Origin of the sequence: Agaribacterium haliotis (genome assembly GCF_002312815.1) — a bacterium.
Taxonomy (GTDB): Bacteria; Pseudomonadota; Gammaproteobacteria; order Pseudomonadales; family Cellvibrionaceae; genus Agaribacterium; species Agaribacterium haliotis.
The window spans coordinates 98,957-114,710 of sequence record NZ_NKQJ01000013.1; the positions used below are offsets into that span (position 1 = coordinate 98,957).

Genomic DNA, 15,754 nt, shown 5'->3' on the forward strand with positions numbered 1-15,754 from the left:
GATATGTGGCAGCTTAGATCTGAAGCGTTGAAATAGGCGTTGTAACGAGCGTTGTAATGGGCGTGGGAATTGAGCCTGGAGAGTTTGACTTGGCGGAAGACGGTGCTTATAAGCTTTGTTTGCTCGGGCCTGTGGCTCTGGAGCAGAGCGGCCGCGCTTTAGAGCTTCCGAAAAGTCGCAAGGCTCGGGCGCTGCTGGTTTACCTAGCGCTTAATTCCAAGCCTCAGCGGCGCGAGTTACTGGCCAATGTGTTTTGGGAGGGAGCTAAGGATCCTCGGGCCGAGTTGCGCTGGGCGCTTTCGAAGTTGAAGTCCGTGTTGAGTGATGCCTTTATCGTCGAGGGTGAGCGCATCGGCCTTGCTCGCGAGATGGTGGGCATTGATATTTGCCAGCTTCCGAGCGATCTCAAGGGTCTAAATCTAGCGCAGCTTATTGAACTGAATCTCGACCTGAGTTTCGCCCAGCTTTCTGAGTTTGACCTCGAAAAAGCCTATGTTTACCAGCTTTGGCTGGAGTCAGAGCGCAGTCGCTTGCGCCAGTTTCGCCTGCAGGTTCTGCAGGCCATTTGCAGCGAGCTCACTGACAAGAATCCGATGCTTGAGCTCTACGCTCGTCAGTATCTGGCTTTGGAACCCTTTGCCTACGAACTAATACTTAAGCTGCTGCGTTGTCTGTTGTTACATCGGGGGCGCAAGGCTGCACGGCAGGAGTTTGAGCGGCTAAGGAGCTTTTGCGCGGGGCAGGGTGGAGACATTGTTAAGCTCGATGCGCTTTGGTTGGGGCTGGAAAAAGTGGAGGATGGAGAGCCGCAAGAGCAGCGGCAGGACCTAAGAGCCATTGAGCTTGAGCCTACGATTATTGCCCCCGATATTTCGGTACATGAAACCGCTAAGCCTTCTTTGGCCTTGCTCGGGTTTTCCAGCAGCGGCGATGAGCCCGCTGCTGTGCTTGCCAAAGGTTTGGCGAGTGATTTGGCCTCAAAGCTGTCGCACTTAAAGTCGCTTGAAGTTATTTCTACCGCTTCTTCTTTGCGGTTTTTAGGTTCCGATTTAAGCCCCGCTCATCTGGGTAAGTTATTAAATGCCGATTATTTGCTGAGCGGCGAGCTCTGTTGTTATGCGGCCGAAATCAGTCTTCAGGTTAATCTGGTGCATGCTCAAAGTGGGCGGCTGGTGTGGTCTGATAGTTACGGCCTGGATTGTTGTGAGTTTTTTACTGCTTTGGATGAGCTGGTATCGATGGTAGTCAGTCGTCTGGAGCCCGAACTGGGCGCTTGTGAATATGAAAAACTGAAGTCCTATGCCTTGGGCGATCTGAACGCATGGCAGCTCTACCATGTTGGCCTGTGGCACGCTTTTCGTTTCGAGCCTCAGCACCTGGCAATGGCTCAGGCTTATTTGAGTCGAGCTTTGAGCTTGGAGCCTGATTTTGCGCGGGCTCATGCCGGTATGTCCTTAATCCACTTTGAGCAGGCTTTTCTTGCGCTGGAAAAATCTGAGGCTAATGCCAAACAGAAGGCTTCGCTAAGAAGCCCTGCTGTTAGTGCTGCGATGTCGAGCGCTAAGCAGGCGATCTGCTGTGATGGGCAGGATTATTTTGCTTACTGGTCTTTGGCTCGCACGTTGTTTTTGAGCTCGGAGCACAAGTCAGCTTTGCTCGGTATCGAGCGGGCTCTGGACTTAAACAGCAGTTTTGCTCAAGGTTATTACACCAAGGGCTTTATCCAGGTTCACGCCAATGAGCCCGAAAAGGCTCTACAACAATTGGCGCGAGCTCAGCGGCTGAGCCCCTTTGACCCTTTGAAGTTTGCAATGGTTGCGAGTCGGGCGCTGGCTTTAATGTCTCTTGTTCAATACCGTGAGGCTGCAGACGTCGCGGTGGCGGCGACTTTGGAGCCGAATGCCCACTTCCATATCTATGCGATCGCTGCAGCGGCGCTGTCACTTGCCGGGCGCGATGCTGAAGCTCGGCGTTATATGGCTGAGGCAAAAAAACAGCATCTTAATTATCGTCAGCGAGATTTTTTTCAGGCCTTTCCGAACAGTTCTCAAGCCCAGATCGAGCGCTTGTCTTGGGCTCTTGGTACGGCGGGTCTGCCGCCTTAAGGCGCTTGCTGTTTTTAATCCGGCGTTGCTAATGCCGCTGTAGCTAAGCACAATAGCGAGCAAATTTTTGCCCCGCTCACTGGCTGAACTAGTGAGCCCTCCTGGCCTGTGAGTACGCCCTTTGTCTGATACACCGTCCGCCCCCAAGCCCGATTCAAAGCCTGCCGCGAGCAGGCCGGCTAAGCCCAAGCGCGGCTTGCTTAAATCCAGCGCAATCGTTTCTAGCATGACCATGCTCTCGCGCGTGCTTGGGCTTGTGCGCGATATTCTGCTGGCGCGCTTTATCGGTGCTGGCGGTGATGCGGATGCTTTTTATGTCGCTTTTAAAGTGCCAAATTTCCTGCGCCGGCTATTTGCCGAAGGCGCTTTTTCTCAGGCTTTTGTGCCGGTGCTCAGCGAGCTTAGACAAAACGGTACGCACGCGGCCGTGCAGCATTTTGTCGATAGGGTGGCTGGCTGCTTGGGGCTGAGCCTGTTGGCGCTGACACTTTTGGTGGTAGTGGCATCGCCTGGCGTAGCGGCGATTTTTGGAACGGGTTTTATTGCCAAAGCTGAGTGGGATAAGTTTTGGCTGACCTCCGATTTGTTAAAAATTACCTTCCCGTATTTGTTTTTGATCTCTATGACGGGTTTTGCCGGCGGTATTCTCAATAGCTACGACCGCTTTGCCGTTCCGGCACTGACACCCATATTTCTGAATGTCGCCCTAATCGCTGCTGCAGCGTTGGTAAGTCCTCACCTTGAGCGCCCCGTCTACGCTCTGGCCTGGGGCGTGTTTGTTGCTGGTGTATTGCAGTTGAGTCTGCAGTTGCCGTTTTTAGCTCGGCTGTCGCTGTTGCCAAGGCCCAAGGTCGACTGGAAAGACAAGCAGGTGGTAAAAGTACTTAAATTGATGGCGCCGGCGATGTTTGGCGTGTCGGTGAGTCAAATTAACCTGACGCTCGATACGATTTTGGCGTCGTTTTTGGTCGATGGCAGTATCAGTTGGCTGTATTTTTCTGACCGCCTGATCGAGCTGCCTCTAGGTGTATTTGCGGTAGGCATCGCAACCGTTATTTTGCCGAACCTGAGCCGCCAGCACAGCGCCGATGACGGCCGTTTTGGGCCGACCTTGGAGTGGGCCATGCAAATGGTCTTGTTAATCGCCGTGCCGGCAACGCTGGCGCTGGTGCTACTGGCCAAGCCGCTGCTTTTTACCTTGTTTCAATACAACAGTATGCAGGCCCACGATATGAATATGGCTGCGCTGAGCTTGCAGGCCTACGCGCTGGGTTTGTGTGCATTTATGCTGATCAAGGTGTTGGCAAGTGCTTACTACAGTCGCCAGGATATGAAGAGCCCGGTGCGCATAGGCATTATTGCGATGGTGGCCAACATGTTTATGAATTTTGCTTTTGTATTGCCCTTGTTGTGGTTGTGGAATGTTGGCCACGTTGGCCTTGCGCTCGCGACAAGCGGCTCGGCAATGCTCAATGCATTCTTGCTCTATCGCGGCCTGAAAAAAGCCGGTGTTTTAACAATGGGCGCGCACTGGCCGGTATTTGGGGCGCGCTTGCTGTTTGCTGCGTTGGCGATGGCTGCGGCGTTGTTGTTAGTGCTTGAGCAGCAAAGTGACTACGAGTTGCTCAGTTGGCTGCAGCGCAGTTCCCAGCTTGCCCTGTTGGTTGTTGTTGGTCTCGCTTGCTACGGCGCGGCGCTGTTTTTAAGTGGCATGAGGCCCCGACATTTGCGCCCGCTTGCCTGAGTACTTAGTTTGCACGCTCGGCGTGTGCAATTTTGCCTTTGCTGAGCTTGTGTTGTGCACTTCCAGGCCCCATCTGCTGTATACTTGGCGGCTTTTTGATACGGCCACAGCATGCAGCGCCCACAAGCAAAAATCGATTTTTACCGCGGTGTTCGAGCCTTAACCAGCTCGGCGCTCGGCGCTCACGTGGTTACGGTAGGCGCCTTTGACGGCGTACACTTGGGGCACCAGCAGTTGCTGGCAGGGGTGAAGGCCGAAGCTCAAGCCCTGGCGCTGCCGAGTTTGGCCATTATCTTTGAGCCCCAGCCAAATGAGTTTTTTCAGAAGGAGCTGGCGCCGGCCCGATTGATGCGCCTGCGCGAAAAAGTAGCGGCGCTCGCAGAGCAGGGCATAGACAGAGTGTTGTGTCTGAAGTTTGATGCGAGCTTGCGCGCCCTGAGCGCGGAAGATTTTGTGCAGAAAGTTTTACTTGAGGCCGCACAGTGCCGAGCTTTGATTGTCGGTGATGACTTTCGCTTTGGCTGTGATCGCAGTGGTGACTTTGCGTTTTTACAGGCCCGTGGCCGCGAACTTGGTTTTAGTGTCAGTGATACCCAGACACACGAACACGAGGCCGAACGCATAAGCTCGACTCGTTTGCGAGCACTGTTGGCCAACGGCGAGCTTGAGCAGGCCAGCTTGATGCTCGGCCGAGCTTACAGCAACTGTGGCCGCGTAAGTTACGGTCAGCAGCTCGGCAGAAGCATTGGTTTTCCAACCGCGAATGTCGCTCTGGCCAGACGCAAAATTGCCTTGCAGGGTGTTTTTGCCGTAGAGCTTGAGTTTGCGGGAACATATTACAACGCCGTTGCCAATGTCGGCACAAGGCCGACTGTCGACGGCAAAAGCAAGGCCCGACTCGAGGTGCACGTGTTGGATCACAAGCTCGATTTATACGGCGCGTTTGTCAAAGTGAATTATCTGTACAAAATACGCGACGAACAAAAATTTGATGGTATCGAAAGCTTAAAAAAACAGATAAGCCTCGATGCCGACGCCGCGAGAGCATTTTTTGCCCGGCGCACGATATAAAAACTACGTATTAACCTGAAATTAGAACGTCAAATTATGAGCGATTACAAAGCGACGCTGAATCTGCCAACCACATCTTTTGCGATGAAGGCCAATCTCGCCCAGCGCGAGCCGCAAATGCTCAAGGCCTGGGATCAGAAAAAACTCTACGAGAGCATTCGCAAGGCCCGTGCCGGTCGCGAAAAATTTATTTTGCACGACGGCCCTCCGTACGCGAACGGTGATATTCATATCGGTCACGCGGTTAATAAAATTCTCAAAGACATTATTGTTAAAGCTCGCACTTTAAGTGGTTTTGATGCGCCTTATGTGCCCGGCTGGGATTGTCACGGCCTGCCTATCGAACACAATGTCGAGAAAAAGGTCGGCAAGGCCGGTGTTAAAGTTGATCACAAAACTTTCCGCAATAAATGTCGCGACTACGCCAGCAAACAAGTGGCCGGTCAGAAGAAGGACTTTATTCGCCTCGGTGTTTTGGGTGAGTGGGAAAATCCGTATTTAACGATGGATTTTAAAACCGAAGCCGATATCGTGCGCTCGCTCGGCAAAATTGCCGAAAACGGTCATTTGCACAAAGGTTTTAAGCCGGTCTACTGGTCGGTGGTCGGCCGTTCAGCTCTGGCTGAGGCGGAAGTTGAATACCAGGATAAAACATCGTTTAGCATCGATGTAAAATTTGCCGCGGTGGATCAAGCCGACTTAGCTAGCCGTATTGACGGCCTCGATGGCCACGGCACGGTTAGTGTTGTGATTTGGACAACCACGCCGTGGACCTTGCCTTCCAACCAGGCGGTCAGTGTTAACCCCGAGATCGACTACGTTGTTGTTCAAGTTGGCGACGAGCGCCTGCTGATGGCCGAAGCGCTGTACGAAAGTGTGCTCAAGCGCAGTGAGATCGACAGCGCCGAAGTCGTTGGCCGAGTTGTCGGCGCCAAATTAGAACAGCTTGTTCTGCAGCACCCATTTTACCAGCGTCAGGTCCCAGTGATACTCGGTGAGCACGTCACGACCGACGCCGGTACCGGCTGTGTGCACACCGCGCCCGATCACGGCATGGATGACTTTGTCGTCGGCAGTAAATACGGTATCGGCACGCTGAACTACGTCGATGAAGGCGGCCAGTACCGCGACAGTGTAGAAATCTTTGCCGGTGAGCACGTTTACAAAGTTGATGAAAAAGTGATTGCCTTGCTTGAAGAAAAAGGCGCACTTTTGCACCAGGAAAAATTCCAGCACAGCTTTCCCCACTGTTGGCGAACCAAGACGCCGTTGATTTTCCGTGCGACTCCGCAGTGGTTTGTCAGTATGGAAAAAAATGGCCTGTTGAACAGCGTTAAAAACAGTGTCGATAACGTGCAGTGGATCCCCGACTGGGGTGAAATGCGCATACGTTCGATGCTTGATGCGAGCCCTGATTGGTGTATCTCTCGTCAGCGAACCTGGGGTGTGCCGATTTGTTTATTTGTGCACAAAGAAACTCAGGAACTGCACCCGCAGACGGCTGAGTTGATTGAAAAAGTTGCACTCTTAATTGAAAAAGAGGGCATGGATGCGTGGTTTGATCTTGAGCCCGAGGCCCTGCTCGGCGCTGAGGCTGAGAACTACGACAAAGTAACTGATACCCTCGACGTTTGGTTTGACTCCGGTGTTACGCACTTTAGTGTATTAAAGCAGCGCGATTATTTGGCGTATCCGGCTGACTTGTATCTCGAAGGTTCGGACCAGCATCGCGGCTGGTTCCAAAGCTCGCTAAAAACAGCGATGGCCATCAATGGCAGTGCGCCGTATAAACAGGTATTGACGCACGGCTTTACTGTTGACGCCGACGGTAAAAAAATGTCGAAGTCGCTGGGCAATACCGTTAGCCCACAGAAAATCTGCAACGAGCTCGGTGCCGATGTGTTGCGCCTGTGGGTATCTGCGACCGACTTTAGCAACGATATGAGTGTCAGCGACGAAATTTTAAAGCGCACGGCCGACTCGTATCGCCGCATACGCAATACTGCGCGTTTTATGCTGAGCAATATGAGTGGCTTTGACCCGCAAACGGATCTTGTTGCCAACGATCAGTTGGTGGCTCTGGATCGCTGGGCGGTTGGCCGTGCGGCGAAGTTGCAAAAAGAAATTCTCGAGTGTTACGACAACTACAACTTGCATCTGATTTACCAGAAGCTGCACAACTTCTGTATTGTCGACATGGGTGGTTTTTATCTCGATATTATCAAAGACAGGCAGTACACGGCCAAAGCCGATGGCCATGCGCGCCGTTCAGCGCAGACGGCTCTGTATCATATCTGCCAGGCTTTTGTGCGCTGGATCGCACCGATCTTAAGTTTTACCGCCGATGAAATTTGGCAGGCACTACCGGGTTATAGTGGTGATGAAGTGTTTGTTCAGCAGTGGCTCGATTTACCTGAGCTAGACACAAACGATGAACTTAACGATGCGTTTTGGGCAAAACTTGCCGATGTAAAAACAGCGGTAAACAAAGCGCTCGAAGAAAAGCGAAATGCCGGCGATGTTGGCAAGTCACTCGAAGCGGAAGTTGAGTTGTATTGTGATGAGGCTTTGGCAGAGAGTTTAAATAAAGTTGGCGATGAGCTGCGCTTTGTTTTAATTACCTCTCGCGCCGTCGTTAAGCCTTTAGCTGACGCGGTTGATGCTGATGCGACGGAGCTTGACGGGCTTAAGCTTAAGATCAACAAAACCGAGGCGCCCAAATGTGTGCGCTGTTGGCACCATCGCGATGACGTAGGTACACACGCGGGGCACGAAGAGATATGTGGCCGCTGTGTAGAAAATATCGACGGTGAAGGTGAGAAACGAAATTATGCCTAAACATGCCGATGCAAAAACGCAGGCCAGCGCAAGTGCAGCGGGGCCCGGTTTGAGTTTGTCTCAGCCCTCTCCCGCTTTACACAAGTATCTGCCGTGGCTGTGGTTTGTTATTGCGCTGATTATTATTTTGCTGGATCAGTGGACAAAACACCTGGCTGTTGCCGGGCTGGAGTACGCAGAGCGCATCGCTGTTACGCCGGGTTTTAATATTACCCTGCGCTACAACTACGGTGTGGCTTTCAGTATCTTTGACAATATTGACGGCGGTCAGCGCTGGCCGCTGTCTGCTTTGGCTTTTGTGATCAGTATTGCTTTGTGCATATGGATCTGGCGCATCGGCCGCCAAAAAAGTTTGGAAGTGCTCGGTTTGGCTTTGGTGCTCGGCGGGGCAATCGGCAATTTGTACGATCGAGTATTGCTCGGTTATGTTGTCGATTTTATTGAAGTCTACTGGCGCAGTTATTACTGGCCGGCGTTTAATATTGCCGATTCAGCCATCTGTGTTGGTGCGGCTTTGTTGCTGATTGACGGTTTGTTCTTATCTAAATCAGCTAAGAGCTAAGGGCTTTAATTCCCATTCTTCTAAGCCTCTTGCTGTATTCAAGGGGCTTTCCCCCCTCTTTTTAGTTTTTCTCTTTCCTTCTATTTCTGTTGAAGGCTCTTTTTTTGCTGATGGCCCTCTTTCTGCTGAAGGCTCTTTTTCTGCTGAAGGCTCTCTTTCTGCTGAAGGCTCTTTTTTGTCAGCTGCCAATACCGCTTATAAATAGCGTATTCATTGGGCTAATAAATTTTCTTAAAACAAATAGTGCTAGCTGTGTATGCGCACATTTGTTGGTTGTACCGCTCACTCTTGTTAAGTCACCGCTAATCTACATTGCCTAGCTGTTCTCCTCGCGCGGGCTAGGCTTGCTTTAAGCCTAATGGTATTTGCTGTGGCGATCACCTCAGGAGGAGAGGCAATAATGATAATTAAAACTCGGCAGGGCGGCTTTTCATTGATAGAGCTGCTGGTAGTGATGAGTATGGCAGCGATCTTGCTCGGTATCGCCGTGCCTTCTTTTAGTCAGTTCTTAAAGAAAAATCGCATCCAGGCCGATCAGCGCAGCCTGCTTGCGGATTTAAGTGTCGCAAGAAACAAGGCAATCGAGGGCAATACCGTTGTCAGTGTATGCGCCAAAGCTGCCAATACGGAAACCTGCGCCGACAGCGATGACTGGTCTAACGGCTGGTTGATTTTTGTCGATGATGCCAGCGGTACAACATCTGACAATGCCGCCAACGGCAGTTTAGAGGGGAGTGAAGAGCTCGTACTGATATTTGACGCTAAGTCTAATAATTCCATTGATCTGCAAGACGAACCGAGTGGCGACAACATTGTTAGTGTGAGCTTTTCTCAGCGCGGCTATCTGCTTTCAAGCAAAAATGATGAGCAGGCGAGCATTCTTTTTTGTGAGCCGGACGACGATGCCAAATTTGCTCGCGCTATTTTTGTGGAGCTAACTGGGCGCGCAGTTGGGTCGCGAGACAAGGACAGTAACGGAATTCACGAAGCCATAAATGGAGCAGATATCTCATGCTGATAGCTACGCCCCCTTCTCCCTTAGTTAAACAGCAGTGCGGTGTTGGCCTGATTGAAGTAATGGTGGCCGTGTTGGTGCTGGGCATAGGCATGCTCGGTTTGTTGAACTTGCAAAACTCGACACTGCAATTAAATCAACAGGCTTACGCCTACAGCCAGGCGACAAATCTAGCCTGGGATTTAATGGAGCGTATGACGGCTAATGAAGATGTCGCCGACAGTTATTTAACGGACTTTGGCACTTCCGTTAGCTCGGCGACAGATTGCTCAACCCAGGCTTGTACGGCCGAGCAGCTCGCCGCCTGGGATCTGAACTTGTGGCTGGATGACTTAAAAAAATCCCTACCTCAGGCCGATGCGCAAATTAGCCGTTCGGGTGCGACCAGGGAGTACTTAATTTCCATTCGTGTGGATATTGAGCGCGACGGCGATGGCGATCTTGAGCAGGTTGATGTGGGGTTTAGACTATGAAAACTCAGTTAACGTTTACGCGCAGTGCCGGTTTGTCGCTGGTTGAGTTACTGGTGGCTATGGCCATCGGGGTGTTTATCCTCGGCGGTGTGGTCAAAGTCATGGTCGATAGCAAAGATGCCTTTTTATTTGAGCAGGAAGTTGCGTACCTACAGGAAAACGCACGTTTTGCTGTCGACGAACTTGGTTATGAGCTGCGTCAGGCGGGTTATTTTGGTTGCAATCAGCAAGGCTCGATGACAAACACACTCAATGCAACCGATGACGACGATGATTGGATGTTTCAAACCAACGGTATTCGTGGTTATGAATCGTCGGCGCCCAACTTACCGTCTGAATTTTCTTCGATCTTAAGTGGCACCGATGCGCTGATTGTCAATCGCGGTGAGCGCGACGACAGTACTCAGGTCAGCTCACACGTGCCGGCGTCGGCGACAATACATTTAAACGGTAGCCAGCCTTTTAACAAAGGTGAGGTTTTAGTGATCGCCAATGCCGACTGCAGCCATATGGCCGCATTTCAAATGACCGGGCCCAATTCAAATAATCCTGCACATCTGAATCACTCAAAAAGTAACTCCATGGTGCCGGGCAACTGTAAAAAAGCGCTGTCGGCGAGCAGCACCGGCGGCAACTACAGTTGCGGTGGGCCAAATGAACCTGCCAATAATGTACACGGTTTAGAGTACGGGCCGGGTTCGGCCATTATGAAATTTAAGTCTTCCGGTTTTTTTGTTGCAAACTCAGATTTAAATGGCATGCCAACACTATTCCGTGTGGTGCTGCAGTCAACAAGTTCGAGCGCAACAACGCAGGCTCAGGCTTTTTTGCCTGGTGTTGAAGATATGCAGGTGATTTATGGGGTGGATACCAATGCAACCGACAGCGATTGTGAAATCGACAGGTATTACAGCGCCGATCAGATTACTAAAAGTGAGGCTGACGCCGCTTCGAGCTGGATAGGCTGGAATCGAGTGATGGCGGCGAGAGTCTCACTTATTTTGCGCTCTAAATCCGAGGTGTATCCAAGTAATACCTCTGTCGATCTGGGCGGGGGTTTTACCTATAACGATCGTTATTTGCGCCAGCGTGTTACGTCCACTGTTGCGCTTCGCAATCGTACGGAGGCCTGTTCATGAAAACATCAACGTCTTTACAGCTTCCGGTTTTGTCGCAACAGCAAGGCGCAACCCTTGTTGTTGCGCTCATTATTTTATTAGTTATGACTTTGCTTGGGCTTTCAAGTGTGCGCTCAAGCAATACTCAATTAAAAATGGCGACATATAGCCAGAACCGACAGCAGGCTTTTAAGCTGGCTGAATCTGCACTGGAATGGATAGAAGATGATTTTAGTCAGAACGGTCATCTGGCCAATAAAGTGCGCGACTGCAGCTCCGGTTCTGCCGATTGTTTTGACAGCAGTTGCACAGGAGGCTTGTGTTTTAACGGTTATTATTCAACAACGGCCGGCCATCAAGCTCCCGACTGCAGTGTGATACCAAACCCGGTGCCGACAGATCCGCCGCTTCCATTTTGGGTGCGCAGCGATTTGGCTGTGTGGGAGACAAGCAGCCGCCATCAAACCGTAGCGATTTCGGGCTACCCCGGTTTTGAGCAGCCCAAATACATAGCCGAATTCCTCTGTTATACCGATATGGATGCCAACGATAGTTTGGTGTGTGAAAGTGCTTCACCAAATAACTGTGTGGCGCTTTATCGTTATACCGTGCTCGCTGAGAGCAAGGATGGTAAATCTCGCGTTATGGTGCAATCTGTTGCACGTGTCAATGCAATTTAAGGAGGCTGAGAATGTTTAGCAAATTGAAAATTAATGCCAGCGCTTTTGTATTAAGTGTGTTTATGCTGCAGCCTGTGATGGTACACAGCGCCTCCTACAGTGCCTCCGATTTTTCTGTTATCCCGCCTTTTTTGGTCGATACCACAGACCCATTTGTGANGATCAGCTTGTCGGTTGAGCTGACTCAGCAAGAAAATGCTTATACCGATAGTGCGGTTGGGTATTTTGATGCGGATTTAAATCATACACCCTGTTATGACCTGGAAAATTTGGATGTAAATAATAGCGGCAGTACGGAATCGATCGGCCTTTGTTACGACCCGGACTTTAGTTATATCGGTTATTTTGATCCGAAAAAATGTTACGTTTACAACAGCACGACCTTTGCTTCCGATAGCAATAGCGAGCAAGAGGCTACCGGGCCCTATCGCGGCGATGGTCACGGCCTGTCAACTCAACCGCAACCGCACTTTTTTGAGCCAGTTAGTGCAACCAATGATAAACATGAATGTTCGGGGTTATTCAGCGGTAACTTTTTAAACTGGTCAACGATGACGGCGCTTGATCAGTTTCGCCGGGCGATGACCGGCGGCGCACGTCTAACCGATACCGTCGGTGCGAATGCGATGACCTTATTGACTCGCACGCATCGCTACGGTGACTGGAAATTCCGCAAAAAAGCCATCAGTAAAGATGGTTATACCAACAGTAATAGCGAAGGCAGCCGTGTGTTTGCTATCGACCCGCGCACGGTAACACCCTTTGATACAGACGTTCTAAGTGTGTACAACGGTGGCAACTATGCCAACCGAGTGCGTTTTTACAGCGGTGATGGTTCAACAATAGGCACCTACAATGTTGTTGTTGAAGTGTGTGATAGCAGTGTTGGCATTGAAGACAACTGCCGTGAATATACAGACGGCTCTAACACCTGGTACAAGCCCGAAGGGGTTATGCAGCGCAACGCCGAAAATATGCGCTTTGCTTTAACCAGTTACAGTGCTAAAAATGGTACGGCTATTGATGGCGGTGTGCTGCGTGCGAACGCAAAGTACATCGGTTATCAGATGCCCAATGACAACGGTGACTTGGTCACTAACCCGGCTGCCGAAGTGAATGAGTATGGCCAACTAGTCTTTGATCCGGATGCTTTGCAGAATGTTGGCCAGGGCGTAAATAACAGCGGTATATTAAATTACATTAACAGCTTTGGCCTCGGCTCCGAAAAATATAAAGGCAATGACCCGGTTGGCGAGCTATTTTATGAGGGCCTTCGTTATATTAAAAATCTAGGTCCGACGCCGGAATACAGCTCGGGTTTAAGTAATGCGGAAAAAGATAATTTTCCGGTTATAAATGATGCTGCAGATTGGGATGATCCGGTGCTCGATGCCTGTCAGCCAAACTATATGGTTGCGGTGGGCGATCAGTTTGCCCACGCCGACAATACCTTGCCGGGCTCAAGCATTAAACTAAATTCAAGCTCTCTGCTTGGCGATGGTGAAAGCAACGAGCCGAGCAATGCCGATTCCGATATTAAGGTGGCAGATGAAACCGATAGCATCGGCACGCTCGAAAATTTTTATGCGGGCAATTTAGGTGATCAAACTCGCGGGCGCAGCGGCAACGGCTGGTATGTTGGCGGCCTTGCGTATTACGCCAATATGAATGATGTGCGCGACGATTTTGACGGCGATCAAACGGTGCGAACCTTCTTTGTCGATACGCAAGAATATACCAGCAGCCCGCCTATGCGCGAAAACAACCCGCTGTGGATGGCGGCAAAATACGGTGGTTTTATTGATGAAAATGGTGATGGCGATCCGCACGATGGCAATGCACCGACCGGCAACCGCGACAGCGCCGACCCGTCCAGTTCAAACTACTGTGGCTCAACCGATGAGTGGGATGCCAACGAAGACTGTGAGCCCGACACCTATACATTGGCAAATCAGCCCGCGCTGTTAGTAAAAGGTTTGGAAGATACCTTTAACTCCGTTGCGGCGCACCTGCGCGCAAGTTCTGCTGCCGGGGTAATTGCCAATACCTCAAGTGGTGAAGCCATGGTTGTACAGGCGATGTATAAAGCCGAGGCGATGGACTCCAACGGCAATCAAGCCAAGTGGTTGGGCATTTTACATTCTTTGTTTGTTGATGCTCACGACAATATTCGCGAAGACACGGATGGCAATGGCTTGCTGACCACCGCCGATCGAGTTGTACGTTTTGTTATTCACGAAGTTGAAAATTACGCAACAGCCGATCTCTATACCACTTCCGACAACGGTAAAACGGTTGCTACAACAGCCGTTGAAACCGACGTTAGCCTCGAAGATTTAAAAACAATATGGAATGTTCGCGATCAGCTTGCGGTGATTTCAGATGTGAAAACTCAGCGCGCTTACGGTGCGTTGGCGAATACCGGCCGGCATATTATCACTGGCATTGATGCCGATAAAGACGGTGTTATTTTAGCATCTGAAGTCGCAGACTTTGATGAAACTGTCTTTACCAATGTCGGCGGTGCCAGCGATCATTTTCGTCTATTGGGTTTGGACAGCAGCACCGGTGCCCGCGCTCAGGATTTAGTTAACTACATTCGCGGTGAAGAGGGTTTAACTGGCGCTCGTTCGCGTACACTTGATTACCAAGGTGATGGTGTGTTGAGGCCTTGGTTAATTGGCGATATTGTTACCTCATCGCCACTTGTTGTCGGAACGCCCGGCTTTGAAAATAATTATTACAACTTATATGGCGATGATAGTTATGTTGATTATGTTCAGCAGTATCAGAATCGCCGTCAGGTTGTTTATGTCGGTGCCAACGATGGCATGCTGCACGCGATTAATGCCGGCTTTTTAAGCCGCAGCTCAACAGGTACGGGCAACGGTTATGTTAAGTCGTTAAGCGGCAGTTCTGCGACGGCGCATCCGCTTGGTTCAGAGCTATGGGCCTATGTGCCAGCCAATGTATTGCCGCACTTACAGTGGTTGCCGAACCCCAATTACCCCCATGTTTATTATGTCGATGGCATACCGCAAGCATTTGATGTCAATATTTTTAGCGATGACGCCGATCACCCCGGCGGCTGGGGGACGATTTTAGTTGTCGGCCTGCGTTTTGGCGGTGCACCATTTACGCTTGACCCCGATAGCGATACGGATGTAGATACCAGCGATGACTTTACTTCGGGCTCCTCTTACTTAGTTTTTGACGTAACTAACCCAGAAAAAGAGCCGTCGTTACTTGCAGAATTTACCCACCCTAAGATGGGCTTTGCGACAACCCGGCCGGCTTTAGTTAAATCACGTATTGAAGACGATAACGGTGTTTTTCAAAATCGCGGTTGGTTTTTGGTGTTGGGCAGTGGCCCCTATGGCAGTGATGCCAGTGCCCAGGAGCTTGCACTCAAAGACGCTGTCAGCGATCAGAGTGCAAAAATATTCGCCTTTGATTTAAACAAAAAAGAATTGGTCAGCTTTAGCGGCGCCGAGTATTTAGATCTCAGTTCAGAAGTCACTGCGTTTACCGGCGACTTTACCTCGGCCGATTGGGACGGTGATTTTGAAGATGACGAAGTTTATTTTGGCACAGTCTCTGGTACCAAAGAAAACCCAACGGGCAGCTTAATGAAGCTTAGCCTTGGCACAGGTTCAAGCATTGTGAGCGCTGCAAGTGCGACACGTATATTGGCCAATGTCAGCAAACCTTTTTCTGGTCAAGCTCACGCCCTAAACATTGCCGGTGAGAAATGGCTATTTACCGGTACCGGCCGATTTTATGTGCCGGATGATAATTTAAGTGCAACACAGCAATCTTATTTCGGTATTTATGATCCTGAAATTCGTACGAGTGTTGATGCGACACATATGGCCGATGTCAGCGATATTCACGTTGAGTTTGTTGAAGGCAAGACAAATGGGCCTATTTACGATGGTGCAGGCGGCACGCCAAATATTTCAGTCTCTGGTACGACCTATAGCCCAGGCAATTTTGTTGAACTTAGAAACGCGATTAAAAACGGTCCGGGTTGGGCTTTGGATTTTGCCGATACCAAAGCCAAGCATGTTGGCCGTTCAGATAGTACTGGGGTCAGCGTCGGTTTTACCGAATACGTTGGTACTGGTGATAGTTGCACGCCTTTTGGC

10 protein-coding genes are annotated in these 15,754 nt (G+C 50.5%); 9 read left to right on the forward strand and 1 reads right to left on the reverse strand.

Annotated elements, in window-relative coordinates; all coding sequences use genetic code 11:
• The first annotated feature begins 56 nt into the window (after positions 1 to 56).
• From CFK45_RS15290 to lspA, 5 genes are all read left to right on the forward strand, one after another.
• Complete coding sequence (locus tag CFK45_RS15290) at positions 57 to 2,105, forward strand: hypothetical protein (protein ID WP_096087310.1); 2,049 nt, start codon at positions 57 to 59, stop codon at positions 2,103 to 2,105.
• Between the two features lie 121 nt (positions 2,106 to 2,226).
• The gene (gene murJ / locus CFK45_RS15295) at positions 2,227 to 3,849 is read left to right on the forward strand and encodes a murein biosynthesis integral membrane protein MurJ (RefSeq protein WP_204378492.1); all 1,623 of its coding nucleotides are present in this window, start codon (positions 2,227 to 2,229) and stop codon (positions 3,847 to 3,849) included.
• 111 nt (positions 3,850 to 3,960) lie between these two features.
• Positions 3,961 to 4,920 carry a bifunctional riboflavin kinase/FAD synthetase gene (gene ribF, locus CFK45_RS15300; RefSeq protein ID WP_096087311.1) on the forward strand — a complete coding sequence of 320 codons (960 nt, stop codon included), beginning with the start codon at positions 3,961 to 3,963 and terminating at the stop codon, positions 4,918 to 4,920.
• 36 nt (positions 4,921 to 4,956) lie between these two features.
• On the forward strand, positions 4,957 to 7,758 hold the full coding sequence (gene ileS / locus CFK45_RS15305) for an isoleucine--tRNA ligase (protein WP_096087312.1): 2,802 nt from the start codon (positions 4,957 to 4,959) through the stop codon (positions 7,756 to 7,758).
• Positions 7,751 to 8,320, forward strand: a complete 570-nt coding sequence (gene lspA / locus CFK45_RS15310; RefSeq protein ID WP_096087313.1) for a signal peptidase II — start codon at positions 7,751 to 7,753, stop codon at positions 8,318 to 8,320. Before ileS ends, lspA begins: the two co-directional genes overlap by 8 nt.
• On the opposite strand, the gene CFK45_RS18370 is transcribed toward lspA, so the two are convergent.
• Positions 8,306 to 8,509 (reverse strand): hypothetical protein, encoded by a 204-nt coding sequence (locus CFK45_RS18370; RefSeq protein WP_143247613.1) that lies wholly within the window; start codon positions 8,507 to 8,509, stop codon positions 8,306 to 8,308. The genes lspA and CFK45_RS18370 overlap by 15 nt on opposite strands.
• Before the next feature lie 211 nt (positions 8,510 to 8,720).
• Between CFK45_RS18370 and CFK45_RS15320 the strand changes: the two genes are divergently transcribed.
• From CFK45_RS15320 to CFK45_RS15335, 4 genes are read left to right on the forward strand one after another with little or no spacing between them, the layout of a single operon-like run.
• Positions 8,721 to 9,338: a GspH/FimT family pseudopilin gene (locus CFK45_RS15320; RefSeq protein ID WP_158224727.1), complete on the forward strand. Its 618-nt coding sequence runs from the start codon at positions 8,721 to 8,723 to the stop codon at positions 9,336 to 9,338.
• Complete coding sequence (gene pilV, locus CFK45_RS15325; protein ID WP_096087316.1) at positions 9,332 to 9,808, forward strand: type IV pilus modification protein PilV; 477 nt, start codon at positions 9,332 to 9,334, stop codon at positions 9,806 to 9,808. Before CFK45_RS15320 ends, pilV begins: the two co-directional genes overlap by 7 nt.
• Positions 9,805 to 10,947, forward strand: coding sequence for a PilW family protein (locus CFK45_RS15330; RefSeq protein WP_096087317.1), 1,143 nt, complete (start codon positions 9,805 to 9,807; stop codon positions 10,945 to 10,947). The genes pilV and CFK45_RS15330 overlap by 4 nt, the downstream gene beginning before the upstream one ends.
• Positions 10,944 to 11,606 carry a pilus assembly PilX family protein gene (locus CFK45_RS15335; protein ID WP_096087318.1) on the forward strand — a complete coding sequence of 221 codons (663 nt, stop codon included), beginning with the start codon at positions 10,944 to 10,946 and terminating at the stop codon, positions 11,604 to 11,606. Before CFK45_RS15330 ends, CFK45_RS15335 begins: the two co-directional genes overlap by 4 nt.
• Positions 11,607 to 15,754 lie beyond the last annotated feature (4,148 nt).

Excerpts from the sequence above, each read along its gene's own strand:
- CFK45_RS15290 (WP_096087310.1), top strand. The coding sequence starts at position 57 with ATGGGCGTGGGAATTGAGCCTGGAGAGTTTGACTTGGCGGAAGACGGT.
- ribF (WP_096087311.1), top strand. The coding sequence starts at position 3,961 with ATGCAGCGCCCACAAGCAAAAATCGATTTTTACCGCGGTGTTCGAGCC.
- ileS (WP_096087312.1), top strand. The coding sequence starts at position 4,957 with ATGAGCGATTACAAAGCGACGCTGAATCTGCCAACCACATCTTTTGCG.
- lspA (WP_096087313.1), top strand. The coding sequence starts at position 7,751 with ATGCCTAAACATGCCGATGCAAAAACGCAGGCCAGCGCAAGTGCAGCG.
- CFK45_RS15320 (WP_158224727.1), top strand. The coding sequence starts at position 8,721 with ATGATAATTAAAACTCGGCAGGGCGGCTTTTCATTGATAGAGCTGCTG.
- pilV (WP_096087316.1), top strand. The coding sequence starts at position 9,332 with ATGCTGATAGCTACGCCCCCTTCTCCCTTAGTTAAACAGCAGTGCGGT.
- CFK45_RS15330 (WP_096087317.1), top strand. The coding sequence starts at position 9,805 with ATGAAAACTCAGTTAACGTTTACGCGCAGTGCCGGTTTGTCGCTGGTT.
- CFK45_RS15335 (WP_096087318.1), top strand. The coding sequence starts at position 10,944 with ATGAAAACATCAACGTCTTTACAGCTTCCGGTTTTGTCGCAACAGCAA.